We start from the raw sequence: 25,954 nt of genomic DNA, 5'->3' as shown, positions 1-25,954 counted from the left end.
CTCAATCCATTGCCTGATGTCGTATATGAGTCTGCCTGTGCAATTGCCGCTCAGCGTCCAGTTAAGGGACGATGCCACATTCGCTAATTTTTTCAGCGGACAGAATGCTGCATTGGTTAATATGCTGGATATTGATCGACAGGTTCCCGGCATAGAAACTGAGCAGTTTATTTATCTGTATGGTTCCAGTGGTGTCGGTTGCAGCCATTTGCTGCAGGCTGCCTGCCATCAAGTCGATAGTCGCCACGGGCGCAGTATTTATCTGCCCATGAATGAGCTGGTGCACTATCCTTCAAAACTTTTGGAAGGAATGGAAAGTCTGCAGTTGGTCTGTATTGATAATATCAATGCGGCTGCAGGTATTCCTGAATGGGAAGAAGCCCTGTTTGACCTGTTTAATCGCCTGCGTGATGCCAATACCCGCCTGCTGGTAGCGGCTGAGGGGCCTCCCAAGGCATTAAAAATAGAGCTGCCAGATCTGGTTTCCCGGCTCAGCTGGGGGGTTGTGTTTCAGGTTCAGCCGCTAAGCGATAAAGAGAAAGTGGCTGCCTTGCAGTTGCGGGCTCACCTGCGCGGGCTGGATATGAATGAAGATGTTGCCCGCTTTATTATCTATCGCAGTAATCGCGATATGGGTCACCTGTTCAGGATTCTTCAGAAGCTTGATAGCGCCTCGTTGAGAGCGAAAAGAAAGCTGACCATTCCCTTTGTTAAACAGGTTCTTAGCTGGTAAATCGGGATCACCTGTCCGTTCTGCTGCGTCTGTTGAAGCCGAACGTTCATAGCGGTGATCTGTCAGTACCGTAACCAGAGAGTGTTTATGCAAAAACAGACGCAGTCCCGTTGGTTTGCGGGTGTCATAACCGGGCTGCTTATCTTTCTGACCTTTTTGTCCGTCTGGTTTCTTTTACCGGGGCGTCTCGCTCATCACTTCCTTGACAGGCTTTCTCGTGAGTCTGGCGTTAAAATTCTGCCAGTCAGGGTCGATTATTCGCTGTTTTCCGGTGAATTACTGTTAAAAGACACCGACCTGTTTCTGGCGCCCGGTCTGCAGATCAGTGCCGATGAAGTGCACGTGCATATTCCCCTGTCACAACTGGGTTCTGCTAACACCTTACAGCTGACCCGTCTTTATTTTGAAAGTCCTTTTATCAGTGTCGATCTGGAGCGGCTGGGCAGTGCTGCTCAGGCTGAACTTTCGCCACTGCGCGAATACTTGATGACAGCAGTCAAATCGTTTGAACTCGGTAAAGGCGGTCTTTATCTGTCACGCAGTGGAATACAGCCAGTGGCTGCTTCTCTCGCTTATCAGTCTATGCAGGTGCTGACCGACAATGATGGCGATTTGCGATTGGATGTGGATGGCTTGCTGAATAAAGGTGACTGGGCGTTTAATGGTTTGTTTAACCTGAACAGTGGCGAGTTGAATGGAGAGCTTGATATTCGCAGCGTGCCTCTGGAAACCATCAGGGGTGTGTTTCCGGGCGAACGGTTTGAACAGTGGGAGCAGGTGACCGTGAGCGCAAGCCAGAGTTTTTTTTGGTCTCCCGATACTGGAAGCCACCTGGAGGGAACTGCGGTATTGAGTCAGGGCAGCATGAGTTTTTCCGATACCCAGAAAATTCGCTGGGAAGAACTGGAACTGCTGGGCTTTTCACTGTCCGATGAGCAGGTCTCTGTGGTGAAGGGGTCTCTCAACGATGCGGATGTTCTGCTGAATCAACAGGCACTGGGCTCTTTGCCTGGGCTGTTGTCACCATTTTCCCAACTGGAACTCAAACGACTGAATCTGTTTACTCAGCCTTCGCAGTGGTCAGATAAAAATGGCAAAGCAGAGCTGAGTCATCTTAACGGGCAGCTTGGCTTTACGAATGAATCTGCAGTGACGTTAAAAGCCACTGCTCTGGCTTCTCGGGGTGTACCTGTTGCGTTGGACGCGATGGTTAACGCCGACGGTCAGGGCAGTGCCCGATTCGGTTTGAAAAAAATCGATCTTGCTAAACTGCCGCCTTCTGGACGAACAGTTGCTGGCTATGATTTGTCAGGCAGTCAGGCCAATGCGTCCCTGCAGCTGGTATGGGGTGCCGGAATGGGTGAGAAAATGGCCAAAGGTCGTTTGACGTTTACCCGGTTTCAGGCGAAGCCGGGCAGTACTTCTGCGAGTGACTGGAATCTGTCTTTGATCCGGGCAGCCATGACGGACAACAAAGGCAGGATTGTTGTTTCATTACCGCAGCGAAAACTGGCTGATGAACCACTGACGTCTGCTCTGGTCAGACGGTTCAAAGAAAGCATTAACAGCAGTTTTAAAAGGGTGACGAATGAGCCTTATCAATATCTGAACCGGCTATCGGGGAGTGAGGAACCACTGACTGAAGAGATTGGTTACAAACCCGGGCGCGCCCTGCTGTGCGACGAGTCAGAACAAACGGTTAACCAGTGGACCAATATTCTGAACCGCAGACCGGCACTGGATTTATCGTTTCAGGGGCTGGCATCCCTGAAGGATGACAGAAAAGGGTTGGCACGGGCAGAGCTGAATGCAGACTTGCTGGAGCTGTATGCGGTTGTTTCAAAGAAGCCTGCAAACAATAACGAATCTGATAAGAAAGCCCCCGACACTGTTCGCAGTATTCCTCTGCAAACCCGTCAGCGACTGGTTGAGCAGATGTATCTGAGAATTCATAATCGCCGCCTTCCTGATATTGGTGATGAGACTCAGCAACAGCGTGTTGCCAAGGCAGAAAACTGGTTGGTGAACAACTGGCCGCTGAAGCCTGAAAGTCTGCAAACACTGGCAGAAGAGCGTGCTGAAACCATTAAAAACTGCCTGATGGAAGCGGGCGTTGACAGCAATCGCCTGCACATAGAGCCTGCCCGCGTGGTGGATGGTCAGGCTCAGATGCACTTGAAGCTTCTTTATTAAGCGCCCTGGCTGTTCATTGACTGACTCTGCCAGCGAATAAACAACAGTGACACACTGAACAGAAGGCAGCTTATGCTGGCGGTTAACCAGCCGTGTGGTGAATCCGGATGGGCCGAAACGGAAAGTACGCCGCTGATAAAGTAGAAACACAGAATAAAGCACAACCATGCACCCGATCTGGGCCTTCGCTGCAATAACCCCGGTAATGGCAGCATCAGTGGGATCAGCTGAATCGCAGTGATAGCCAGTCTGGAACCGGGTGGCGGATTCAGCCACCAGGTTTCAGCCAGCAATGTCATCACCAGAGCAGCGTATAGGCCCATGGTTAACTGATAAGCGAAAGCGGCTTTCTTCGTTATTGTTGAATTATTCACGTTGTCTAAAAAGGTTCCCTTTAGAGAATTTCTAATACCGACTCTGGCGGTCTGCCAATACGTGCCTGCCCGTTATGCACGACGATGGGGCGCTCTATCAGTTTCGGGTATTGCACCATTGCCTTAATCAGCGCGTCATCATCCAGTTCCGGGTTTTTCAGATGGTTGTCTTTGTATTCCTGTTCGCCTTTCCTGAGTAATTCTCTGGCTGACAAGCCGAGTTGTTTCAGCAGTGTCTGAAGGGTTTTTTGGTCAGGAGGCGTTTCGAGGTACAGTACGATGTTCGGGCTGATGCCTTTTTCTTCCAGCAAAGCCAGAGTCTGGCGCGATTTGGAACAACGCGGGTTGTGATAAAGGGTAACCGCCATGAAGAGCACTCCTCGTTTTTATACGCTTTTTTATTCAGATGAAGACTAAACCCGATTCTGTTTTTGTACAACTGTTTAAGAGCCTCTGGCAGCAGGCAAATATTGTGTAATTTGTCAGCATCAAACTGGCGAGTGTTAACAAGAACGAATATGCTCTGGCTTCGGTCGCAAACACAATTGAGAAGCATCATTATGTTACGCAACAGGCATTGGCTGGTGTGCTGTCTGGCTCTGATACTGGCTGGGTGTGCCAGCCAGAGGGTTGACTGGGATTATGATATGTCGGCAAAAGCCAGACAGCAGATGGCTGGCTGGAAAACCTATGCCTGGTTGCCCGTCGATCAGGAACAGTCATCCGTCTACCATCTGGACGGTTTGCAGGATCGTCGGGTGCGGGCAGCCGTCAACCGGGATTTGCAGGCTAAAGGTTTCAGAGAAGTGAAACAATCGGATGCCGATTTTCTGGTGAACTATCTCAGCAAAACCAAAACCCGCCGGGAAGAAAATCAGGTGTCCACTTCGCTGGGTTATGGCTACAGCAGCTGGGGCATGGGCTTTCAAACCGAAACCCGCGTAAGGGATTACGAGGAAGGTTCGCTGATGGTCGATTTTATTGATCCTGCCAGTAAAGAATTAGTCTGGCGTGGGCGTTCCCAGGCTCGTATTCCTGACCGTTCTACCCCCGAAAAACGCACCGAGCAGATTAATAAAGCTGTAGATGCCATTCTTAAAGGCTTTCCGCCAACCTCCGGTAGCTGATATCCTGAGCCGATAACAAGAGTAAAGGCTCTGCTTGCCTTTACTCTCAGCGTGCTGAGGAGCAGCCCATGGTCAGGCCAGGTTTTTCCCTACGTTCTATTAAGCAACTAGTGTTGTTTATCAAGTCAACGGTTGAGCGCTTTGTTAACAATGGCTGTATGGACAGTGCGGCAGCGCTTACTTATACCACGCTGTTCGCCGTGGTGCCGTTAATGACAGTGACTTACAGCCTGCTGTCGGCTATTCCCAGTTTTCAGGGCATTGGTGAAACCGTTCAGTCTTTTATCTTCAGTAACTTTGTCCCCACTGCCGGTGAAACCGTCAAAACGTATCTGGTCAGCTTTTCCCAACAGGCACGTAAACTGACAGCAGTCGGCGTGGTGTTTCTGATTGTCACGGCGTTTATGATGCTGAAAACCGTAGACAAAGCCATTAACAAGGTGTGGCAGGTGGATAAGGTGCGTCGTGGTGTTTCCGGCTTTTTGCTCTACTGGGCGATTCTGAGCCTTGGTCCGTTTCTGGTAGGGCTGGGTTTTGTGCTCACGTCTTATCTTGCGTCCCTGAAATTTGTATCGGATACCACGGCGTTTTTTGGCGCGGAGTCTGCGTTGCTTCGCCTGATGCCTGTACTGCTCAGCACCATGGTGTTAACGCTGCTTTATGCCGCTGTGCCTAACCGGAAAGTGCCGTTTCGATACGCGTTGACGGGGGCTTTAGCCATTGCCACGATTCTGGAAATTGCCAAAAGTGTGTTTGCACTGTTTATTGCCCAGACGCCCACTTACGAGCTGGTGTATGGTGCTTTTGCTGCGGTACCGGTGTTTCTGATCTGGATATACCTGAGTTGGAATCTTGTGCTGTTGGGTGCCGTTCTGGTGCGTAACTTAACACTGTCGGTGGGGCAGCAAAAAGATGAGCACTGGCCACCACTTTTGGGGCTTCTGGTGATTCTGTCACTGTTCCGACAGCAGTTTCGTCAGGGTAAAACAGCCAGTTTCAAACTGTTGCAAAACGACTGGCCGCTGTCTCTGGAGGACTGGGAGCGATATGTTGTCTTGCTGCAACATCAGGGCATTATCTGTAAAAGCCATCAGGGTGAACTGGTGCTGGTGCAGGATTTACGACAGATGCAGCTTGCTTCGTTCTGTCAGCAGCAGCCCTGGCCGATGCCCGACGCGCGATCTTTATCAGCCATCAGCCGGGAAGGTCGCCCTGTATGGTTTTCTGCGCTGATTGACCGCCTGCTGCATTTAAATGAAGTTAAAGCCGCTGCACTGGATGTTAATCTTGATGAGCTGTATCAGTCCTGACCGGATGAATCTGGCTTAGCGGGTCGGTCACATCCACCGCGAGCTGTCGGTAATGGGTATTCTTGCGCTTCATGATGCGGTAATAAAGCCCGCGGACGGTATTGCTCAGGTAACTGAGACCGATCAGCTGACCAAAGGCATCCATCTGCGCCCGGTTTAGCGAAAGTCCGCAACTGTCCAACGTTGCCAGATGATCTGAATGCCCTGTCCGGGTACACTTTGAAAGCCATTGCTGAACCGGTTCCGGTGCACTGGCCTGAGAGTCATAGCCAAGGTTTTTCCACCAGTGATGTTGAGCAATTATACGCCTGTAGTCGTCAGGGGAGAGCTGCTCCAGTACGTTCAGCGTTGAAGACGACACTCCACGTAATCCATAGAGTAGCAGTTCGCTGGTCATGAAGGTCGGACAGCCGGGATTTTCGGAATAGACACGTTGCAGAAACGCTTGCAGCTGATCGTGCTTAATCACCTCGGCGGTTAGTTGCTGAAGAAGTTTTCGATCGGGTGTGGTTCGAACAATAGGGTAACCGCTTTTTTCAAGCTCAAGTAATCGTTGTTCAAGGGCAGGCGAGAGGCTGTCGGAGAATACGGTTATGCCGTTGGGGTAGGCGAAGGTAATGTCAGAGAGCGTTCTGGAATCGAGCTCGGTAGCGGATACCAGTGGTGGTGTGTCTTTCTCGTTTTGTGCATGAACACCCGGGCAGCTACTCAGGGAGATCAGGAACAGGGCGAACGCATACAGGTGTTTCATTGGCAAACTTTGACGTCAGGAAAAACAGACAAGCTTAGACTATCGCCAGAAGTTCCCAAAAAGTGACGCTCGTCAACAAAAACCGGTTTCATGTAGCCGGTTGCTGAAACCCGTTACATTTGTGTTTTGAGCTTGTTATCGTAACCCCCGTAATAACAAAACTGGTCACATAAAGCCGAAGCCAGTTAATTCAATAAGACAGTGAAAAGAGTCTCGGCAGAGCTTTTTTCAGAGAATAAAAGACAAGTTAACGATGGCGCATTGGGGGTCGTAATGGAAAACTTTGCGAACAAACTCGAACAAACTCGAACAAGTGCTGATGCCGGTGGCTACCCGGCTGGCGAATATCAAGTATCTTATCGCTCTGCGCGACGGCATGGTCTATGCCATGCCGTTTTTTTATGTGTGCCGAGCATGTTGCACAGCTTGGGGGTGAAAGTCCCCTGCCCAGCCAGATGAGGGCGAAGGGCTAGCGAAGCACAAGGTTTGTATCGCGAGGTGCAGACTGAAGGCAGTGTGGAGCAAAACTGCGAGCTGACGAATAGAAATCGGATATGAGGCTGTCTGCGTGAGGACGAGTCAGCATGTGATGACGAAGTCCCATACTCATCCGGACACTCGGACAGTAAATCCGGCAGTTGTGCAGGGAAGGCGGTGTAACTTACCTCGGGAGGTCTGTCTGGTGTCTGATATTTCAGACTGAGGTCATCGTAAGATGTCCTGATCGCCATACAGAAGTCAGCAGACGGCATAGTAGCTGGCGAAGTCAGTGAAGGCCTGAACGGTTAGAGCGGTGATTAGTTTCTGTTTCTCGATATATCGGACGCAGACAAAGGCCAGCAAACACTGGTGCTCATGCCAAGCGGTGACGGCGGAACCGAAAGCTGCAAGGTCATAAGAGCTGAGACTATATCGGCATTACAGGATTACAAAAGCCCGGCGGGTGGTGTGAGTCATATGTCTTGTATCACTGACCCTTCCATTGTCATGTTTGTGCTGATGGTAGACGCTTAACTAACCGAAACGCCCAGTACGGACCCGTACGCTGGGTGTTGTGGGAGGAGTGGAGCCGCGAGGCTCCACCCTATCCCGATTGTCGGTTCGATCATTCTTTTGCTGTTGAATTTGCCTCTGACCGATCCTAATAATTTTATGTACTCCGAGTGGTACACCAATTTAATGGCTGAACACAAAGGTAACTGGTTGCAGCCATTTTATGCGACGCTGGGTATGTCCTGCTTGTTCATTTCATTCGGTATTGGCTCCAGTTTGGGTAAGCAGTATGGCTTGCCTGAAGTGACCAGTGGCTTTCTGTCTCTGTTTGCCTTTCTGATGGTAGCTGCCCCTGTGGATGGCTGGCCACCTGCGATTAATGCCAGCTATCTGGACAGTAAGGGCATGTTTACGGCGATCGTCTTCTCTTATCTGGCGATAGAAGTGTATCGTTTCATGCAGACACGCAATATGACAATTCGTCTGCCTGAACAGGTGCCACCTGCCATTGCCCGTTCATTTGAATCCCTGACACCGGTCATTGCTCTGATTCTGATTCTCCAGCCATTGAACCTGCTGGTCGCTTCTGTGGGTGAGGGCGGCATGCTGGTGCCTCAGCTGATGATGGAAATCTTCAAGCCATTAGTCAGTGCTGCCGATTCCCTGCCGGGTCTGCTGTTCATCGTGCTGCTGGTTCATGTACTGCGGTTCTGTGGTTTGCACGGTGCCAACATCGTTACCGGCGTGATTGGCGCGATTATGCTGACCAACCTGTCTGCCAACCAGGCGGCTCTGGAAGCCGGTGAAGCATTGCCTGCGATTTTCGCCGGTGGATTCCTTGATAGTTTTGTTTATCTGGGTGGTTCCGGTGCGACTCTGGGTCTGGCCATTGCCATGTCTATCAGCAAGAGTGCTCACCTGCGTTCCATTGGCCGACTGTCTGTTGTACCGGGTTTGTTTAACATCAATGAGCCGGTTCTGTTTGGTGCGCCCATTGTAATGAACCCTATTCTTGGGATTCCATTTATTGTCGTACCTCTGATCAACGTTACTGTGGCTTATCTGGCAACGTCTCTTGATCTGGTGGGTCGTGTGGTAGCGCTGGTGCCATGGACAACCCCTGGTCCTCTGGCAGCCTTTCTTGGTACTAACTTCAGTATCAGTGCATTGATTCTGAGTCTGGCGCTGGTAGCTTTCTCAACCGTGGCTTACCTGCCATTCCTGAGAGTCTATGCCAAGTCTCTGGAGTCTCAGGAACAGTCAGAAGCCCAAGGAGAAGCTGTGCCAGCCTGATAAAAAACTAGATTTGAGATGTGTGGCGCGTTGTGTGGAGAGATAGGGAAACCGGCCTTGTGTCGGTTTCCCTTTTTTAAACTGTCCGGGCGACAGGCTTGAAAAATAGTCTATTTTACCTTCCATTATTTTAATACTCAAAAAAATAGAATAAGCAATCAGTATATTTGACTGATGTAACTAGCAACATTCGCCGGTATGATTCTGGCATCACCTTCGTTTCTACGACCGATCTTTACGGAGAGCTTTTTTATGGTTGCCATTGGTACACCGGGTTCTGTTTCTGCAACAAAAGTGCTCTTGCTGGGTTCTGGCGAACTGGGTAAAGAGCTTGTGATTGAACTTCAACGGCTCGGGGTGGAAGTAGTGGCTGTTGACCGTTATGACAATGCGCCTGCCATGCAGGTGGCTCATCGTCGTTATGTGATCAATATGCTTGATGCGGATGCCTTAAGGGCAGTGGTGGCGAAAGAGCGCCCCGATTATATTGTGCCCGAGATAGAGGCCATTGCCACCGATGTGTTGATGGAGATTGAGCAAGAAGGCATGACCACGGTGGTTCCCTGTGCCCGTGCAACAAGACTGACGATGGATCGGGAAGGAATTCGCAGGTTAGCTGCAGAGGAGCTGAAATTGCCAGCTTCGCCGTTTCAGTTTGCTGAATCGGAACAGGCGTTGCGAGCAGCGGCAGACGAGATTGGCTTTCCCTGTGTGGTCAAGCCGGTGATGAGCTCTTCAGGCAAAGGACAAAGTGTTCTGAAATCGGAAGACGATGTGGCTTCGGCCTGGGCTTATGCGGTGGAAGGAGGCCGGGGTGGCAAGACGCGGGTGATTGTTGAAGGTTTTGTAGACTTTGATTACGAAATTACTTTGCTGACCGTAAGATCACGTCAGGGTACTTATTTTTGTGCTCCCATCGGTCATCGTCAGGAAGGTGGGGATTATGTAGAGTCCTGGCAGCCGCAGAAGATGTCAGACAGCGCATTGCAGCAGGCTGAATCGGTGGCTGGTGCCATCACCGGCGCTCTGGGTGGTTATGGTGTGTTTGGCGTTGAGTTGTTTGTGAAAGGCGACGAAGTGTTGTTCAACGAAGTGTCACCCCGTCCGCACGACACGGGCATGGTAACCTTGATTTCCCAGAATCTGAGTGAATTTGCACTCCATGCGCGGGCTATTCTTGGGCTGCCTGTGAATGCTATACAACAGTTAAAACCGGCTGCATCGGCTGTTATTAAGCCATCCGGTCGATCTTCGCAGATACTGTTCAGTAACCTTGCAGCGGCTTTGTCCGAGCCAGAGACCGACCTGCGGTTGTTCGGTAAACCGGAAATAAATGGCTCCCGTCGTATGGGGGTGGCACTGGCTCTGGGAGGTAGCGTTGAGGATGCGCTTGAAAAAGCGGGTAATGTTGCTGAGCAGGTTAAGGTGAGTGTTGGGTGATGTATGGCTAAAGGGTGCCTTTCCTGCATTGCTGTAGATACTGGTTATTGATCAGGTGCTATACCAATTCTGCTTTCTAAATAAGACCATGAGCAAGCCATTCATGGTTAGAAGATGGAATTGGTATTAGCTGCAGTAAAAGCCAGCAGAGCCATTAACAGCAGTTGAGCATAATTCAGCTGCTGTGTTTGGGATGAGGATGGCAGATCGAATAGCGTAGCTAAACTGGATGGCACCCTGTTTGAGTTTTTGTTGTCGTGATACCGCTTTGACCAGGCAAGCGGATCAATGCCAGAGTTCAATAGCTTTGTCATAACAATGACTGTTTCAGTTTCATAACAGTCTTTCCCAAAGTCATAAAATGGGCAGGGTTGATGTCTGGTTCGTGTCAGCGGGATATAAAAATAGCCAGTTTTTGAGAGAGTTGGAGTGCCTGTATCCCAATTAAAATGAGGGCCGGTTTTTTCATCATAAAAATCACTAAGCACAATCGTTCTGGACGATTGCCTGATCGGCTTACTGTGGGAAATGTCGTAAATATCGATGTGAAGCGTTGCTGGCATCTTCAGGTAAGGAACCAGTAACTGATGATTGTCCGTGAGAACAAGCCCTTTTGCCGGCAGTCTGCCAGTCAGGTCGGTGTCGATGTTAACGTCTTTGCCTTTTTGGTGTTTGGAGATGGCGTAGACCTCTGAATGATCATGGGCATACAGTCTGCCATTTCTGTCAACAACCAGCCCTTTCAGAGGTTCAGTAATGGGATAGAAGTGACCGTCAGTATTGATAATGGGACCGGGCGGAGTGGCGGCATTGCAGGGGTTTCCGTGGTTGTCCAGCAGTCTGGGTGTACGATCAATGCCGGGCTTGATGGTTTCTGATAATGTGGTTTTTTGATTATCGTGCCTTACGGCTATGGCTTCACGATTACATAGCAGGTAGATGCCGTGACCTGATACAGCGATTTCCGGTTCGCATTTAAGCGTAACCTGACCAATAGCCGATGATGAAGGTTTTATCACTCGTCGCCATAATTTTTTTATCTCCCCGGAGTCGTTCAGGAAAGCTTTCAGCAATAATACCCACTGACCATTCCGATACATGGACGTTACACTGTAGAGCCTGTTTCCATAACCAGCGATTGAAGTGACCGCCTCGTCCAGTCTGGGGGCGTGAATCCTAGCGTATGAAGACAGGCCTCTCGCAGGTGTGAAGTGACTCAATCGCCCATTATCGACGATCCATGCGCCCTGTGATTCAATAATAAGAGTATTAGATTTTTGCTTAAGAGCCTGTTCCTGATGAATCAGATCTTCACTTAGCCTCCCTTGTTGTATGTCTGCCGCTTCAGCCATATATTGACGTGAGCCAAAACTTTCCGAGTAAGTTTCCGGTATAAATTGCGCCTCTGTTTTTGAGGCGTATATGAGCAAAATCGACGGTCGTAAAATCCCACATCAAGTTCGTGAATCCATCCGCATGGAAGCCGTTCAACCGCATAGCGGGAATCTCGGGGGCTTGCCCCCGAGATGGATAGCGTGTGCCGAGCATGTCACACAGCTTGGGGGTGAAAGTCCCCTGTCCAGCCAGATGAGGGCGAAGGACTAGCGAAGCACAAGGTCTGTATCGCGAGGTGCAGGCTGAAGGCAGTGTGGAGCAAAACCGCGAGCCAACGAACAGAAATCAGATATGAGGCTGTTTGCGTGAGGACGAGTCAGCACTTGATGACGAAGTCCATACTCATCCGGACATTCAGGCAGTAGATCTGGTGGTTGTGCGGCGAAGGCGGTGTGACTTACCTCGGGAGGTCTGTGTGGTGTCTGATATTTCGGACTGAGGTCACCGTAAGGTGATTTGATCGCCATACAGAAGTCAGCAGACGGCATAGTAGCTGGCGCATGTCAGTGAAGGCCTGAACGGTACAGAGTGGTGAGTAGTTTCTGTTATTCGAAACACCGGACGCAGACAAATCCAGCAAACACTGGAACTCATACCAAGTGGTCACGGCGGAACCGGAGGCTGCGACGCTATGAGGGCTGAGGTTGTGTCGGTATCACAGGATTACGAAAGCCCGGCAAGCGATGCAAGCCTGATGGCACGCATTGCTCATCCCAGCAACTTGAAGAAAGCCTTTCAACGAGTAAAACGCAACAAAGGAGCGGCAGGCATTGACCGTATGACGGTGGATGACCTGTTCAGGTATTTACAAGAGCATGGTCGTCAACTGAGGCAATGTTTGCTGAGAGGGTTGTGGAAACCAGCTCCGGTAAGAAGAGTTCTGATCCCCAAACCGGATGGTGGAGAGCGAAAGTTGGGCATTCCAACAGCTCTTGATCGAATGGTGCAGCAGGCAATACAGCAAGTATTACAGGCAGAATGGGAGCCACGGTTCTCGTCTTACAGCTATGGATTCAGACCGCAGAGGTCAGCACATCAGGCTATCAGTCAGGCTCAGTCGTATATAAAGGATGGTTACGACTGGGTGGTTGATATTGATTTGTCGAAGTTCTTTGATCGAGTCAATCATGATCGACTGATGGCAAAGCTGGCAGAGCATATACAGGACAAGGATGTATTGCGTTTGATTCATCGATTCCTGAAGTCCGGAGTGATGGAAAATGGACTGGCAAAACCGCAAACGGAAGGTGTGGCACAAGGAGGGCCGCTGTCTCCTGTGCTCTCAAACATAGTATTGGACGAACTCGACAAAACGCTTGAAAAACGAGGGTTACGGTTTGTTCGATACGCAGACGACTGTCGTGTGTTTGTTAAAAGTAAGAAGGCAGGCGAAAGGGTGATGGCAAGTCTGGTTAAGCTGATCGAAGGTAAAATGAAGCTAAAGGTCAATCGTACAAAGAGTGCGGTAGATCGTGCATGGAAGCGCGCATTTCTGGGATACAGTTTTACCCGAGACGGTAGGAAAACCCTTGCGGCAAAGAGCTGCAAGCGTTTCAAAGATAAAGTCAGACAGCTAACCCGAAAGGGAGGGCGATCCCTTGAACAGAGGTTGGAAGGACTCAACAGATACTTGCAGGGTTGGAAGAACTACTTCCGGGAAATAGAAACCTGCACAGAGTTTGAGCACTTTGATTGCTGGATAAGAAGGCGATTAAGAAGTTTACTCTGGTATCAATGGAAAAGGAGCCCAAAGCGGTACAAGGAACTGCGAAAGCAGGGAATCAGTGACAAACTGACAAGGCAAACGGTAGCTTCAGGAAAAGGGCACTGGCGAATGAGCCGGAGTCCAGCTCTACATATGGCGCTACCGAATAGTTGGTTTGACGGGTTAGGATTGATCAGGTTGTTGGCTGCTTAACTGGCCGAACCGCGTAGTACGGACCCGTACGCTGCGTGGTGTGGGAGGAGCGTAGCTGTGAGGCTACGCCCTATCCCGATCTACAATGGTATGAGCCATTGTAGGATGTCCTATCTGTGGAACTGCAGAGAAACAGCCATCACGTCTATAGATTGATGTATCACTTCGTTTGGATTCCAAAGTATCGTCACAAGGTCTTTACTGAGCCTTACAGGAGCAGTATGAAGTCGATAATCTGGAAAATTGGATATGACTACAACATGGAGATTGTTGAGTTAGAAATTCCTACAGATCATATTCATATGGTTGTGAGATCAGAACCCAAAATGGCTCCCTCAGACATAATGCAGATTATCAAGAGTGTTCGAGCGGTTAAATACAGAGACTTCATTCGTTATTGCATCAGTCACTTGATTTTTGTTGTGTAGTTTAGTCAACACTTTCTGCGGATTCTTACATTTATTAATCTCTGGATCAGGAAGAGGTTGTTTTATCAAAAGTGATTTAGCTGTTGCCAGGCTCCTGCTAAACTGGGATTCGTTGCAACATTCAGGCGGTGCCCTATGCGCAGGTTTATCTCTTACCCGGTCATGGGATTGGTTCTGGCAGCCATGTTGTCAGCTTGTAGCCAATCTGAATTTACCGACAGTTCGGGAAAAGGCGTTAATCTGAACGATGATCAGGGGCGCTGGCTGGCACTGAATATCTGGGCAGACTGGTGTGATCCCTGCCGGGAAGAAATTCCGGAGCTGAATGCTGTTTACCAGTCAGATGCCATCAGGGTGTTGGGTTATGATTTTGACAACAGTCAGGGCGCAGAGCTGGATAATAAAATCGCCAAACTGGCTATTGGTTTTCCAGTAGTAACAAGCAGTCCAATTGATAACCTTAAAACCCAGACACCTCAGGTTTTACCTGCCACTTTTATTATCAACCCACAAGGGCAACTGGTTGAAACCTTGTATGGACCTCAGACACAGAATACGATTGAGCAGGTCATTCGCAAGCAGCAGAAAAAGGTGACAGTGGGTGGGTAAGTTTGGTAAACGAGCACTGGTCAAAGGTCGGGTTCAGGGAGTCTGGTACCGTGGATCAACCCAGAAAAAAGCGAAAGAGCTTGGGGTTACGGGTTGGGCTAAAAATCTTGCCGACGGTCGGGTTGAGGTGCTGATGTGTGGTGAAGCTGCTGCACTGGCAGAGTTGGAAAGTTGGCTGCACGAAGGGCCGCCAATGGCCCGGGTGGAGTCAGTGGCGGTGACAGACGAGCCATGGCAGGCATTTGACAGTTTTACCACGGGTTGAAAAGGCTGTTAATAAGCGTTTATTAACAGCGCAGTAGTTACAGAATGGTCTTGTATAGCTATTTTTTTACAGCTACTTCTTTAAAGGCAGCGAGTTTAAAGGCACCGAGGCTATTTTCGATAACGCTTCCCGGGTGATCGACATTCTTTTGGCTAAATCATCCTTTGAATGGACTTCAAGATTGGTTGAAAAAAACCAGGTGTCGTCCTTTGTTGTCACGTAGCCGGTGTACCAGGCGTGTCCCTGCCATTGGTCATCAAACAGCGCTCCGGTTTTTGAGTACAGTCTGTAATCTTTACCACTCTCTTCCAGCATGAGTTGCGCTAAAAAGTCATAACTGTCCGGTGCATACGGCAGCTGCCTTTTAAAGACCTTGCGAACGAAATCTACCTCGTTGAGTGCCGTGGTTGGCATATGTTGAGAAACCAGATCAAGGTAGCGATCAACCTTAGTGTTGATCGGGTCAATAGGCTCTTTTGAAAAGCTTGTCTTATTGATAGCACGCAAATAGCTTTGTGCCCCCATTTGTTTGACGATCTGGTTTTGCAGTTCCTGAAAACACCAGGTCACAGAAGAGTGAAATGCGGTTCTGGCAGACTGGTCTTTGTTCCACTGGGGAATGAAACCTTCTTTACCATCCCAGTGGCAAATGATGGTGTCGGGGTTTTTTACTATATTGTTTTCCCGAACAATCAGTGCATTGGCAATCTGAAAGGTACACGCCGGAGCAAACTCTTTTTCTGCCCTTGAGCGATTGAATACATATTGATGTGTGCCAAAGCCATCAGACAAAAGTCTCCAAACATGCATAAGCTGTATGTTCTGACCTGAAAAATCCCTGTATTTTTCGTGGGAGACGTTGCAGGGATTTCAAGCATGTCCGCACTGCTCGAAGAAACTGGCCCTTGGTTCTCAGCGTCATTCTGCCAAGATGGCCTGATTTGAGATAACCCCAGACCGATTCATCCGGGTTTAGCTCAGGTGAGTAAGCTGGCAGAATATGAACTCCAAGCAGCCTTGGCTCCTGCTCTATATATTTTTGCACCTTTTTTGCCTTATGGGCCGGGTGGCCATCAGTAACAACAATGATGGGGCGGTCATGAGAAGTAACCAGCTGCTTTAAAAAGCAAATAAACACATCAGTGTTAAAGCGTCCGGGGATCGTCATATACCGCATAGTTCCTTCAGCGCTAACCGCTGAAATCATGTTAATACTGAAGCGTGCTCCTGTTGCTTCAACAATTGGAGTGCAGCCTTTTTTAGCCCAGGTTGTACCACTGTGATAGTCAGAACGGACACTTGATTCATCAGCAAAATAAATCAAGGCATTGCTTTCTTCAGCTTGTTGCCGGATATCCGGGTAACGATCTGTTAACCATTCATCTACTTTTTTTGATCCTGTTGCCAGGCTTTGCGAACAGGACGCTGAGGCGACAATCCCCAGCGGCGCAACATCTTCCCAACAGCGGCAGGGTGCATGGATACATTGAACTCAGTCTTAATGACTGAAGCGACAATATCTCTTGTCCACATGGTTTTGTAGAACCCAAAATCAGTTGGATTTTTTAGTGAAATAATCTGAGTGAGCTGCTCTTGTTGATCAATATTCAGCTTGGGTGGGCGACCATGAATTGGACGAGTCTTTAAAGCGTCAAAACCGCCTTCCTTATAGCGATTCACCCAGAGATACACGCAAGACAGATGTGTTGCGTGAAGTTCAGATAGCTCAGGAACGGAAATGCCGTCAAGCCATTGTTTAACGGCTTGCATGCGGATGGATTCACGAACTTGATGTGGGATTTTACGACCGTCGATTTTGCTCATATACGCCTCAAAAACAGAGGCGCAATTTATACCGGAAACTTACTCGGAAAGTTTTGGCTCACGTCAATAGGTTTTGTCTTTGTCGAAAGACGATAATACAAGGGTACCACTGGCTTTGTGTGCCTTGAATATTGCTGCAATATCTGAAGGCTCATAAATAAACTCTTCTGCGCTGCAGATTAGCGGGGATATAAGTAGCATTAGAATGTCATACCCCCATGATTGCTTCTTCATCAGTGTCTTAAAAGGAAACACGCATTAAACTCCAAAAAATTTGCATGTTAAGAATATAGATCGGTTGGTATATAAGTGCTTATTTTTGAAGCGGAGAATTGAAGGCCCACCCCACCTTCCGGCTTTAATCATTGCGCCAGTGTCTGTGCCAGTTTTCGAACACTCGTTCCGGGTACCAAGTTTGACCAAGACTGCCATTGTAGCGCGCCAGAGCCCGGGTCAGGTTTCCGGATTCACGCTCAAGGTAACGGTTAAGAATGGTGCTGCCGTAGCGAAGGTTGGTTTTAATATCGATTAAGTTGTCATCCGGTTGGCCAATCACATCTTTCCAGAATGGCATAATCTGCATAAGCCCCTGGGCACCGGCAGACGATACAGCAAAACGGTCAAAAGAAGACTCTGTCTGAATCAGTGCCAGAACCAGTTCAGGGGGTAATTTTGCATGGGATGCTTCCCTGTGTACCATTTGTAACAGTTGAATTCGTTTCTGAGGATCTGCGATAAAAAGCTTCATGCGCTGAGACATGTCCATCAGCCAGACTTCTGCCTCGAAACGGTCGGTCAAACGGTTAGCCGGATGAAGGTTTGTCTGCAATGACTGGAGAAACAGTGAATTGTTCGGTTGTTGTGCCCCGGCCCAAGCTGGTAGCAGAAATGCAATGATGAGCAGGTTTCTGCAAAGAATGTATAGAACCCAATTTGGGTTTTGCTTATTTTTCGTATAACTGACTGGTTTCACTGAAAATTACGTCCTTGTGTTTGTAAACTCTGAACGGCAGTTTTTAACGATGTGCTATCTTTGGTTGTTGTTGTAAAAATCTGTCGCTTTAACTGCCGGAGTCCAGTTGATTTCATTGTTCAGTACGTGGAAGGCTTTGTCATTGTTAGAGACTCCATAAATAATCATGTAATTATTTCTTATTGTTGATTGTATGCATAAATCGACCAGGTTTACACAGTCAGGGTGTGACAGACCCAGATAAGGGATGTCTGACCAGTAGCTTTCTTTTGGGCAGACGCCGCCAAACCGGATGCAAACCACCTGAATGCCTTTTTTTGACATGTTTTTCCCTGTTCTTTCTATTTGTAATTTACTTTGCCCGTATGGGGAGACAGGGTTTGGTGGTGTGTTTAAGTCAATGACAACGTCCAGTTTTTCATTGATTATTTTATAGACATCGTGAGTGTGAACGGAGCTGGCCATAATCACTTTTGGGATGTTCAGGTCTAATGCTGCCTGATAAACGTGATTAGCCATGACTACATTGTTGGGGTCACTGTCTGAGCTGGAAAAGTTTTCGACTTTACAGTTCCATGCCAGATGAAGAATGGCAAAGATATTCTGAGGCTTTAACGCATTTTTAAATGCCTCGTAGTCGATGATGTTTGTTTCAGGTAAATCGATCAGAACTAATTGATAGTTGTCTTTTAAGCCTGCTGTCAGCACTTGTCCAATACTGCCTTTGTAGCCCGTTATGCAGATTGTTTTTTTTGTCATGTGGAGATTAACCTCTTCTTATGATTCTGGTTAAGGTCTTTTGGACCTGAATCTATTGCTGGCCAGACTTTAGCTTCGAAGAGGTTGTCAGATTGGAGATTCGTCTGCGACTGAACAGGTAATAAGCATTGCTCCTGCTGGCCTCCGGCAAAAGCCGGTGGCAGCAGGGCAACGATCAGCAGACTTCTTTTGAGGGTTTTTTTAACCCAGTCTGTCTTTGAGCATTTGAGCGATATCACTGAGAGCTACGTCTTCCCGGTCTGCAGCACTGCGGTACTTGTATTCTACCTGACCATTGGACAGCCCGCGATCACTCAGCACAACACGGTGAGGAATACCAATCAGTTCCATGTCGGCAAACTTCACACCCGGGCTGGCTTTGCGGTCGTCCAGCAGTACATCATAACCTGCCTCGGTCAGTTCCCTGTACAGGTTTTCGGCGGCTTCGCGAACGGCTTCAGATTTCTCCATTTTCAGACCGACAATGGCAATCTGGAAAGGCGCAATGCTTTCTGGCCAGATAATGCCGCGATCGTCGTGGTTCTGTTCAATGGCAGCAGCCACAACACGTGAGACACCGAGACCATAGCAGCCCATCAGCATAGTGACCGCTTTGCCATTTTCGTCCAGAACCTTCGCGCCCATGGCTTCGGAGTATTTGCTGCCGAGCTGGAAGATATGACCCACTTCGATGCCACGCTTCATGACCAGCTTGCCGTTACCGCATGGGCTTGCATCGCCTTCTACGACGTTACGCAGGTCTTCAATGCGATCAAACCGGGCATCACGCTCCCAGTTGATGTTGAAGTGGTGCTTGCCTTCGATGTTGGCGCCAGCGCCAAAATCAGACATCACAGCGACTGTACGGTCAACGATGCAAGGAATTTTGATGCCAACCGGACCCAGAGAGCCAGGTCCTGCGCCCATGATGGCTTTGATTTCGTCTTCAGTCGCAAAGCGCAGAGGTTCGGCGACGTCTGGCAGATGCTCGGCCTTGATCTCGTTCAGTTCATGGTCACCACGAACCATCAGGGCAACGAAGTCTGCTTCGGACTCTTCGCTGGCGGCAACGATCAGGGTCTTGACGGTTTTTTCGATCGGCAGATTGAACTGTTCCACCAGGGCAGCGATGGTTTTCGCATCGGGCGTGTTCACCAATGCCATTTCTGCTGTGGGTTCAGCTCGTTCGTGTGCAGGCGCAACGGCTTCGGCTTTTTCAATATTGGCGGCGTAATCGCTCTGGTTACTGAAGACAATGGCATCTTCACCGGAATCGGCCAGTACATGAATTTCGTGGGAAGCATTACCGCCAATAGAACCGGTGTCTGCTTCTACCGCACGGAAGTTGAGACCCAGTCGCTCGAAGATGCGGAAATAGGTGTCGTGCATGTTCTGGTATTCAGCACTCAGGCATGCCTGATCCTTGTGGAAGGAGTAAGCGTCTTTCATGATGAATTCACGACCACGCATCAGGCCGAAACGAGGACGGATTTCGTCACGGAACTTGGTCTGAACCTGATACAGGTTGGTAGGCAACTGCTTGTAACTGCTGATTTCGTCACGCACCAGATCGGTGATGACTTCTTCGTGCGTCGGGCCAATCACGAAATCACGCTGGTGGCGGTCTTTCAGGCGGAGCAGTTCTGCACCGTATTGCTCCCAGCGACCCGTTTCCTGCCAAAGCTCAGCAGGCTGAACCGCGGGCATCAGTACTTCCTGGGCACCGGCACGATCCATTTCTTCGCGAACGATCTGTTCAACTTTGCGAAGTACTTTCAGACCCATTGGCATCCAGGTGTACAAACCGGAGGCCAGTTTACGGATCATTCCTGCTCGCAGCATCAGCTGGTGGCTGATAACGACAGCATCGGAGGGCGTTTCCTTGAGGGTGGACATCAAGGACTGACTTGTGCGCATGAGTGCGGATATCCTCTTTAACGACGACCTGATTCAGTGGGTTCAGCGTAAAAGCTGAACAGGCCATCGATATTCAAAAAGCGGTATTTTACGGTCTGCCGACGTATTTTTCATCTTTACCTGCATGAAGATGGTTTGCAGTCAGCAACAGGTCAGATATAGTGTGCCGGTTTGTACTGACTTCGGAGCCTGAAATGGAAGAATTTCCGTTGAACCCTCAACTGGAAAAAGACTGCGTAGTGCTGGGTGATCTGCCATTGTGCCGTGTTTTGCTGATGAATGACTCTTCTTATCCATGGTGCATTCTGGTGCCTCGTGTGACCGAGATCGAGGAACTGTTTCAGCTGGTGGATGAACTGCAGATTCAGGTGGCTCTTGAGTCCGGAATTCTGTCCCGCTACATGAATGATTTGTTTGAAGCGGACAAAATGAATGTAGCGGCGCTGGGTAACAAGGTGCGACAACTGCACATTCATCATGTGGTTCGTCAGCAGAATGATGCGGCGTGGCCAGAGCCTGTATGGGGTAAGGTGCCAGCTCAGGCATACTCCGACGATGAGCTGGCTGAAATGCGTGAAAAGTTTCAGCCTCTGTTTGATCGGTTTGGTTAAACATTTGTCTGAACCGGGAGCTAGTCATGAAAGAAGAGTTAATTGAGCTGCAGACCCAGATGAGCTTTCAGGAAGATACCGTTGCTCAACTGAATGATGTAGTGACTCGTCAGCAACAGGAAATTGATCAGCTGAAGCTGCAGGTTCAGCAGTTGAAGAAGCAGATGCAGGAAGTGGTTGCGGGTGATGTGGAAGGTGATTCTGACGATGCACCACCACCTCACTATTAACCCTCAGTATTAAATGCTGGATTAACCATAAAAAAACACCGGATTGAATCCGGTGTTTTTTTATGGAAAAACGATGGCATTACTGATCGTTAACGACCCTTTCTGGCTGCAATGACATCCTCTGCCTGCAAGCCTTTATCCTTCTCAACAACAACAAATTCGACCCGCTGTCCTTCAGACAGGGTGCGGTGTCCTTCACCGCGAATAGCGCGGTAGTGAACAAACACGTCATCTCCCAGATCACGGGTGATAAACCCAAAACCTTTGGTAACGTTAAACCATTTTACTGTACCGGTTTCCCGATCAGAATCATCACTGTATTCAACCGGAGTAATCGGGTTAAAAGACTTCAGGTTGATCAGTACATGCAGTGCAACGCCCACGCACACCAGCATAATAATGGCAGGCATGGTCACCAGGGTTTGCCCGTAAATAGCCAGTGCGGGCAGAACCGAGGCAGCCATTAGAATGGCTGCTGATAGACACTGGATATACTTCAGTTTGCACCGGCAAACGTTCAGATAACTTCCCAGACAAAAATGAACGAGGGTTGCAATCAGTAACAGAAATACCGGTGTTGAGGCTGGCAGAGTCTGGTGCATGGCGGCGGCCACGAGTCGGCCATCGATCACCAGAACCATCAGTCCTAGCAGCCCTGTCAGGGCATGAATAAATTTGAGATGTTTCAAGACCGTTCCCTTTTTATATCAGGCGGGTGACAAAGCTCATGAATCCGCCTGTAGGTTGTTATAGTTAAAGACTGAAAATGTCTGAACAGAGCCTGTATGGAAAAACACCCGTTAATAATAAAAGCGGGTTTCAGATAACAGGTTGTTCATGCTGCAAAACAACGTACTTATTTTTTAATCAGCCTGAATGGCAATCAGGCTTTATTCCAGTGTGTTCCCCTGATTAATAAGAGAACATAAAAAGCCTGAGTTAAAGGCAAATTATTACATCTTTTTTCGTTAATGTAACCTGATACGTTTTTGACCTCAATGCCTTTGTACGCCTTGGCAGGTCTTAGTTTGAGTCATCAATAATTGTTGAAAAAATGCTCGCAGATAAAAAATACTGTTGGTATAGTGGATTTAGATGTCCTGAAAGCTGCAAAAACACTGGTATATAAGGCTTTCAGAGAAAGGAAGAGAGAAAGTGAGGGGTGATCTGAATAACTGTTTACAGGCGTTTTGGTTCTCCTCAGCATCACATCAGCCTGGTGTAGTGGCAGATAATTAACTGCAGTGGAGTGCTGCAGTGTTTGTACAGGGATAACCATCAGGAGAATAACAGCATGGCAGGTAAAAAAGCTGCAGCTATCAAGGATCGATACAGCAAAACCCAGATCATTTCTGAAATTGCTGATAATACAGGGCTAACCAAGAAGGAGGTTGGGGCTGTTTTTGATGAACTCAGTCATCTCGTTGAGCGTCATATTAAAAAGCGGGGGTGTGGGGAGTTTACGCTTCCGGGTCTGTTAAAGATTGTTACCAAGAAAAAACCCGCCCAGAAAGCCCGCAAAGGCGTTCCCAATCCTTTCCGTCCCGGTGAACTGATGGATGTGCCGGCCAAGCCTGCCACCACTCAGGTTAAGGTGCGGCCTTTGAAGAAACTGAAAGAGTATGCTCTGTCCTAGTTGTTAATCCGGACAAAACAAAAGGGAGGTTTTTAGCCTCCCTTTTTTGTGGTTGTTTTTTACTTCAGTGTTTTACTGCAGGGGTGGTGCCCGAAGGCACCGATTGCTGAATCAGCAATAACGACAGCAAGGGACTTAGAATACGGCGATGTTGTACTTCACGATGAAGCGGGTGTCTTTGACAACGGTGTCTTTCTGCCCATTATTTTCGGCTGTATTTTTAGCATATCTCAGCTGTGCAGTCAGGCCTTCAATTTGTGGAACTGCGTATTTCAGGCTGAGGTTGTACTCTTTCTCATCGAGTGTCTTTCCATCCGTAGTTTTATAGTCAGAAGTGACATAAACAGCATTAGCACTCAGACCATCTACAAGGCCAGTGAAGTCATAGCCTGCACTCAGGCCAATAGCTTTCTGCCCGTTCTTGTTGAAATCACTGTACTGTATGGAGTTGTAGCCAAAATATCCGGTATCATCGCTACCACCCATCCAGCCAATGGCGTATGAGTCTGATAAAAGCTCTTCTCCGTCAACTCTGAGTGAGATATCGTTTTTCTTAACTTTAGTATACGCCAACCCGAAGGAAGCCTGAGCTACTTCTGCACCGACCTTTACACCCCATGCACTCATTTTCTTGTCAAGGCTGTTAGCTTTTAAAAGGTCATTCATTAAACCATCTGAAGCTACTTGCCCATACTGAGCACCTGCGGATAAATCAACTTCACCAACAGAGGCTGCATAATTCACTTCAGTTAAGTATTTTTTTGCAAAGTCTTCTTGTTGGGCATAAGCGGCACTAAGGTCAAGCCCATTACCGAAGTCGTATGAGCCACCAAATGATTTAACAGCTTCATCATTGATTTTTGCTTTGTCATCAATGGTTTGATATTTGTCGTAACCAGCTCTGGTCTTAGCATTGCCCTTGGTTGCCCAAACACCAAAGACACTTAAACCCATGTAGTTATAGTCGGCATAAAAAGCTTCTGTCATGCTGGGCAGGGCACGGCTGTCAGAATCATTGATAAGTGGAGTGTCAAGCTGCATGCGGCCATACTTGGCGACACCATTATCCATCAGGTTGAATTTGATGGCGTAGCCAGTTTTTCCATAGCTGCTGGAGTCTCCTTTCGTATCCACTGGAAGAACGCCGGGATTAGTGTTGCTATCAATATTGGATGCGCCCAGTTTTAATGCGTAATAAGCATTGATATCGATTCCAACAATATTTTCGAAATAGCCAGAGGAGTAGTCAGCCCTGATTGCCTGAGCCCACTGAGAGCTTGAATCATCGTGATTATTCTTTTGCTTACTGCCTCGTTCGTGGAAATGATTACGAAGTTCGATATTCAGGCTGGAGTCATCAACAAAAGAGTTAGCCTGGGCAGTAGTTGCCAGCATGACAGCGGCGCTGAGTGCGCTCAGTCTTGTGAGTTTCATTGTGTTGTTCCTTGCTGTGTTTATTCTATTCGTGACCCTGATTCCTTCACCGGTTTATACAGCTCTCAGGTGAAGTACATCGAATCTCCCCATAGGGTCATCGAAGATTCTCTACAACCATCGTACAAATTGCAACCGCTAAATGAAAAAAATGTTATAGATATTAAGTGTTGGGGGGGAAGTTCGGAAGGTGAATTGTTAAAGTGTTCAATCAGGCTTCCATGCCTGAGTCAGGGGTGGCTTAAAAGACGCTGAGGGTGTAATCAACAAAGACTCTCAGGTCTGTTTTTCCTTCATAGCGGTAGTCTTTCTTGTTTTCATTTTTCATTTCGCTTAATTCTTTATCACCTTCGTGCTGAGCATAGAGTACTGTGACACTGAGTCCTTTGAGGGCTTTTTGCTGGAAGGCATAGCCCAGTTTTACATTGTGTTCATTTTCTTTGTATTTATCCGTGTATTCGGGTTTGTTGGTGGCTTCTATGTCCTTGCCGGCTGTGTAGGTGTAGCCCATGGATAAACCGGGCAGCCCCAGGTTATCAAAGGCATAGGAAACGCCTGCCTGCCAGACGGATTCGCCATTATGATTGAAACTGGAAATCTGACGTTTGGTACGGTAGCCCAGATCATCAAAGTCACGAGCCGAGTCGTAGGCCAGATGGTAATCAAACTCGCCCAGAGCGCCGTTCTTTTTCGCTTCCACCTGACTGTATGAAGCCATGAAAGACAGCATGTCGAAGGTCAGCCTGGCATTGAAATTGTACAGGTTGGCATCTTTATCAAAACCACCATAGGTTTTGCTGTCGGATTTCCATTTGTTACCGTTTTCCTGACCCTTGTAATATTGTCCTTCCAGAAGCAGAGAAGTCTGTTCACTGAGTGAAAACGTGTAGTTCAGGTTGGCATGATACAGTTTCAGGTAAGACTCGCTTTCGGCATAGGCCAGATCTGAACCCAGACCCGATTCATGGTTGTAAGAGCCGCCCAGCGTGTAAATGTGATCGATGGCTTCGAACTGCTTATCCCGCCCCTCTTTACCGGGTTTCAGGCTGGTGAACTTTTCCATTTTGTCGTGGTTGTGAATGGAAACCCGGTCGGTCCAGGCACCGTAAAGTTCAAAATCACCCAGCTCGGCTTCAGCCATGGCTCCCTGAAAGCGGGTAGGCGTTAAACGGTAATGAGTATGCAACAGGGGTTTTTCAATGGGAATCCACCCTGCCTTGCCCCTGATATTCATTCTGTCCTGACCGGCAAAGCCTTTCAGATAAAGCTGCCCCGGTTTGCCATAGCTGTCCTGTTTACCGGTATAAAGCCCTTTGTGTGGATTAAAGACGGGAGGCTCTTCTTTGAGTATGGTGGTGCCATATTCATCATCGCTGCCTATCAGCTTTACACCGCCATAAAACGATGCATCAATTCCGAGACCATAAGTACGGTCGCCCAGCCAGGCCGATTCAAAATTCAGTTCAAGACCCTGTCCCCAGGCTTGCTGTTTGTTGTGCGTTTTTACTTTTCTGGGTGGCTGAACGGCAGATGGTTCATAGTAGTACTTGCTGAAATCCTGAAGCTGGCGATCCTGAAAATAATTTCTCAGTTTCAGGGACAGGTGATGATCGTTGCTTTCGGGGTCGATCAATGCATCATCAGCCTTTGCCGAAACCGAAGCGAGTGGACTTAGGGCGGTAAGAAGAACCACGGTACTTGTCGTAGATGAAACGGCAAGTTTCATTGAGAAGTGCTCCCT

Annotated in this window: 27 protein-coding genes; 14 read left to right on the top strand and 13 right to left on the bottom strand. The window is 48.5% G+C overall.

The window, feature by feature from the left end:
- Positions 1–16: 16 nt before the first annotated feature.
- Together hda and EZMO1_RS15805 are read left to right on the top strand one after the other, a co-directional pair.
- Positions 17–733, top strand: a complete 717-nt coding sequence (gene hda / locus EZMO1_RS15810) for a DnaA regulatory inactivator Hda (RefSeq protein ID WP_082211533.1) — start codon at positions 17–19, stop codon at positions 731–733.
- A gap of 87 nt (positions 734–820) precedes the next feature.
- Entirely contained in the window at positions 821–2,926 is a 2,106-nt protein-coding gene (locus EZMO1_RS15805) for a DUF748 domain-containing protein (protein WP_034872385.1), read from the top strand.
- On the opposite strand, the gene EZMO1_RS15800 is transcribed toward EZMO1_RS15805, so the two are convergent.
- Positions 2,923–3,249: a DUF2069 domain-containing protein gene (locus EZMO1_RS15800; RefSeq protein WP_051789209.1), complete on the bottom strand. Its 327-nt coding sequence runs from the start codon at positions 3,247–3,249 to the stop codon at positions 2,923–2,925. The two genes, EZMO1_RS15805 and EZMO1_RS15800, sit on opposite strands and share 4 nt — an antisense overlap.
- Positions 3,250–3,320: 71 nt before the next feature.
- Positions 3,321–3,668, bottom strand: coding sequence for an arsenate reductase (glutaredoxin) (gene arsC / locus EZMO1_RS15795; RefSeq protein ID WP_034872387.1), 348 nt, complete (start codon positions 3,666–3,668; stop codon positions 3,321–3,323).
- 192 nt (positions 3,669–3,860) lie between these two features.
- Here arsC and EZMO1_RS15790 point away from each other — a divergent pair, with 192 nt between their 5' ends.
- Positions 3,861–4,427 carry a DUF4136 domain-containing protein gene (locus EZMO1_RS15790; protein WP_051789210.1) on the top strand — a complete coding sequence of 189 codons (567 nt, stop codon included), beginning with the start codon at positions 3,861–3,863 and terminating at the stop codon, positions 4,425–4,427.
- A gap of 68 nt (positions 4,428–4,495) precedes the next feature.
- Positions 4,496–5,737 (top strand): YihY family inner membrane protein, encoded by a 1,242-nt coding sequence (locus tag EZMO1_RS15785; RefSeq protein WP_034872389.1) that lies wholly within the window; start codon positions 4,496–4,498, stop codon positions 5,735–5,737.
- On the opposite strand, the gene EZMO1_RS15780 is transcribed toward EZMO1_RS15785, so the two are convergent.
- On the bottom strand, positions 5,709–6,488 hold the full coding sequence (locus EZMO1_RS15780) for a hypothetical protein (RefSeq protein WP_034872390.1): 780 nt from the start codon (positions 6,486–6,488) through the stop codon (positions 5,709–5,711). The genes EZMO1_RS15785 and EZMO1_RS15780 overlap by 29 nt on opposite strands.
- A gap of 855 nt (positions 6,489–7,343) precedes the next feature.
- On the opposite strand from EZMO1_RS15780, the gene EZMO1_RS26900 reads away from it, so the two are divergent.
- From EZMO1_RS26900 to purT, 3 genes are all read left to right on the top strand, one after another.
- Entirely contained in the window at positions 7,344–7,502 is a 159-nt protein-coding gene (locus EZMO1_RS26900; protein WP_160173990.1) for a hypothetical protein, read from the top strand.
- A 99-nt stretch (positions 7,503–7,601) separates the two neighbouring features.
- The gene (locus EZMO1_RS15775) at positions 7,602–8,774 is read left to right on the top strand and encodes a PTS sugar transporter subunit IIC (RefSeq protein ID WP_420809908.1); all 1,173 of its coding nucleotides are present in this window, start codon (positions 7,602–7,604) and stop codon (positions 8,772–8,774) included.
- A gap of 252 nt (positions 8,775–9,026) precedes the next feature.
- Positions 9,027–10,214, top strand: coding sequence for a formate-dependent phosphoribosylglycinamide formyltransferase (gene purT / locus EZMO1_RS15770; RefSeq protein ID WP_034872391.1), 1,188 nt, complete (start codon positions 9,027–9,029; stop codon positions 10,212–10,214).
- Positions 10,215–10,321: 107 nt separating this feature from the next.
- Here purT and EZMO1_RS15765 read toward each other — a convergent pair whose 3' ends face one another.
- Positions 10,322–11,566, bottom strand: coding sequence for a hypothetical protein (locus EZMO1_RS15765; RefSeq protein ID WP_145912631.1), 1,245 nt, complete (start codon positions 11,564–11,566; stop codon positions 10,322–10,324).
- A gap of 674 nt (positions 11,567–12,240) precedes the next feature.
- Here EZMO1_RS15765 and ltrA point away from each other — a divergent pair.
- The 4 genes from ltrA (at position 12,241) to EZMO1_RS15735 (ending at position 14,829) form a co-directional block, all read left to right on the top strand.
- Positions 12,241–13,527, top strand: coding sequence for a group II intron reverse transcriptase/maturase (gene ltrA / locus EZMO1_RS15750; protein ID WP_082211536.1), 1,287 nt, complete (start codon positions 12,241–12,243; stop codon positions 13,525–13,527).
- 155 nt (positions 13,528–13,682) lie between these two features.
- Complete coding sequence (tnpA, locus tag EZMO1_RS28230) at positions 13,683–13,955, top strand: IS200/IS605 family transposase (protein ID WP_420809945.1); 273 nt, start codon at positions 13,683–13,685, stop codon at positions 13,953–13,955.
- A gap of 135 nt (positions 13,956–14,090) precedes the next feature.
- Complete coding sequence (locus EZMO1_RS15740; RefSeq protein ID WP_034872395.1) at positions 14,091–14,564, top strand: TlpA family protein disulfide reductase; 474 nt, start codon at positions 14,091–14,093, stop codon at positions 14,562–14,564.
- On the top strand, positions 14,557–14,829 hold the full coding sequence (locus tag EZMO1_RS15735) for an acylphosphatase (protein WP_034872396.1): 273 nt from the start codon (positions 14,557–14,559) through the stop codon (positions 14,827–14,829). The genes EZMO1_RS15740 and EZMO1_RS15735 overlap by 8 nt, the downstream gene beginning before the upstream one ends.
- 72 nt (positions 14,830–14,901) lie before the next feature.
- Here the strand turns inward: EZMO1_RS15735 and EZMO1_RS15730 are convergent, their stop codons facing one another.
- From EZMO1_RS15730 to EZMO1_RS15705, 6 genes are all read right to left on the bottom strand, one after another.
- Positions 14,902–15,621 carry a penicillin-binding transpeptidase domain-containing protein gene (locus EZMO1_RS15730; RefSeq protein ID WP_034872397.1) on the bottom strand — a complete coding sequence of 240 codons (720 nt, stop codon included), beginning with the start codon at positions 15,619–15,621 and terminating at the stop codon, positions 14,902–14,904.
- Entirely contained in the window at positions 15,614–16,153 is a 540-nt protein-coding gene (locus EZMO1_RS15725; protein ID WP_051789212.1) for an IS630 family transposase, read from the bottom strand. Before EZMO1_RS15725 ends, EZMO1_RS15730 begins: the two co-directional genes overlap by 8 nt.
- 59 nt (positions 16,154–16,212) lie before the next feature.
- Positions 16,213–16,653: a helix-turn-helix domain-containing protein gene (locus EZMO1_RS15720; protein WP_051789213.1), complete on the bottom strand. Its 441-nt coding sequence runs from the start codon at positions 16,651–16,653 to the stop codon at positions 16,213–16,215.
- A 358-nt stretch (positions 16,654–17,011) separates the two neighbouring features.
- Positions 17,012–17,482, bottom strand: coding sequence for a lytic transglycosylase domain-containing protein (locus tag EZMO1_RS15715; protein ID WP_338030361.1), 471 nt, complete (start codon positions 17,480–17,482; stop codon positions 17,012–17,014).
- 198 nt (positions 17,483–17,680) lie between these two features.
- A complete protein-coding gene (locus EZMO1_RS15710) occupies positions 17,681–18,385 on the bottom strand; it encodes an NAD-dependent epimerase/dehydratase family protein (RefSeq protein ID WP_034872398.1) in 705 nt (234 codons plus the stop codon).
- A gap of 201 nt (positions 18,386–18,586) precedes the next feature.
- Entirely contained in the window at positions 18,587–20,302 is a 1,716-nt protein-coding gene (locus EZMO1_RS15705; protein WP_034872399.1) for a proline--tRNA ligase, read from the bottom strand.
- 194 nt (positions 20,303–20,496) lie between these two features.
- Here EZMO1_RS15705 and EZMO1_RS15700 point away from each other — a divergent pair, with 194 nt between their 5' ends.
- Together EZMO1_RS15700 and EZMO1_RS15695 are read left to right on the top strand one after the other, a co-directional pair.
- Positions 20,497–20,913 (top strand): HIT domain-containing protein, encoded by a 417-nt coding sequence (locus EZMO1_RS15700; protein WP_034873388.1) that lies wholly within the window; start codon positions 20,497–20,499, stop codon positions 20,911–20,913.
- A 26-nt stretch (positions 20,914–20,939) separates the two neighbouring features.
- Positions 20,940–21,143 carry a SlyX family protein gene (locus EZMO1_RS15695; protein WP_034872400.1) on the top strand — a complete coding sequence of 68 codons (204 nt, stop codon included), beginning with the start codon at positions 20,940–20,942 and terminating at the stop codon, positions 21,141–21,143.
- Positions 21,144–21,232: 89 nt separating this feature from the next.
- Here EZMO1_RS15695 and EZMO1_RS27815 read toward each other — a convergent pair whose 3' ends face one another.
- Complete coding sequence (locus EZMO1_RS27815; RefSeq protein ID WP_034872401.1) at positions 21,233–21,832, bottom strand: cold-shock protein; 600 nt, start codon at positions 21,830–21,832, stop codon at positions 21,233–21,235.
- A gap of 605 nt (positions 21,833–22,437) precedes the next feature.
- On the opposite strand from EZMO1_RS27815, the gene EZMO1_RS15685 reads away from it, so the two are divergent.
- A complete protein-coding gene (locus EZMO1_RS15685; protein ID WP_051789214.1) occupies positions 22,438–22,779 on the top strand; it encodes an HU family DNA-binding protein in 342 nt (113 codons plus the stop codon).
- Between the two features lie 135 nt (positions 22,780–22,914).
- On the opposite strand, the gene EZMO1_RS15680 is transcribed toward EZMO1_RS15685, so the two are convergent.
- Together EZMO1_RS15680 and EZMO1_RS15675 are read right to left on the bottom strand one after the other, a co-directional pair.
- Positions 22,915–24,174 (bottom strand): OprD family outer membrane porin, encoded by a 1,260-nt coding sequence (locus EZMO1_RS15680; RefSeq protein WP_187300022.1) that lies wholly within the window; start codon positions 24,172–24,174, stop codon positions 22,915–22,917.
- 280 nt (positions 24,175–24,454) lie between these two features.
- Complete coding sequence (locus EZMO1_RS15675) at positions 24,455–25,939, bottom strand: OprD family outer membrane porin (RefSeq protein ID WP_034872403.1); 1,485 nt, start codon at positions 25,937–25,939, stop codon at positions 24,455–24,457.
- Between the last annotated feature and the right edge of the window lie 15 nt (positions 25,940–25,954).

Origin of the sequence: Endozoicomonas montiporae CL-33, from assembly GCF_001583435.1 — a bacterium.
Lineage (GTDB): Bacteria > Pseudomonadota > Gammaproteobacteria > Pseudomonadales > Endozoicomonadaceae > Endozoicomonas_A > Endozoicomonas_A montiporae.
Note: the sequence above shows the minus strand (reverse complement) of the source record. Positions and strands in the feature narration are given on the sequence as shown.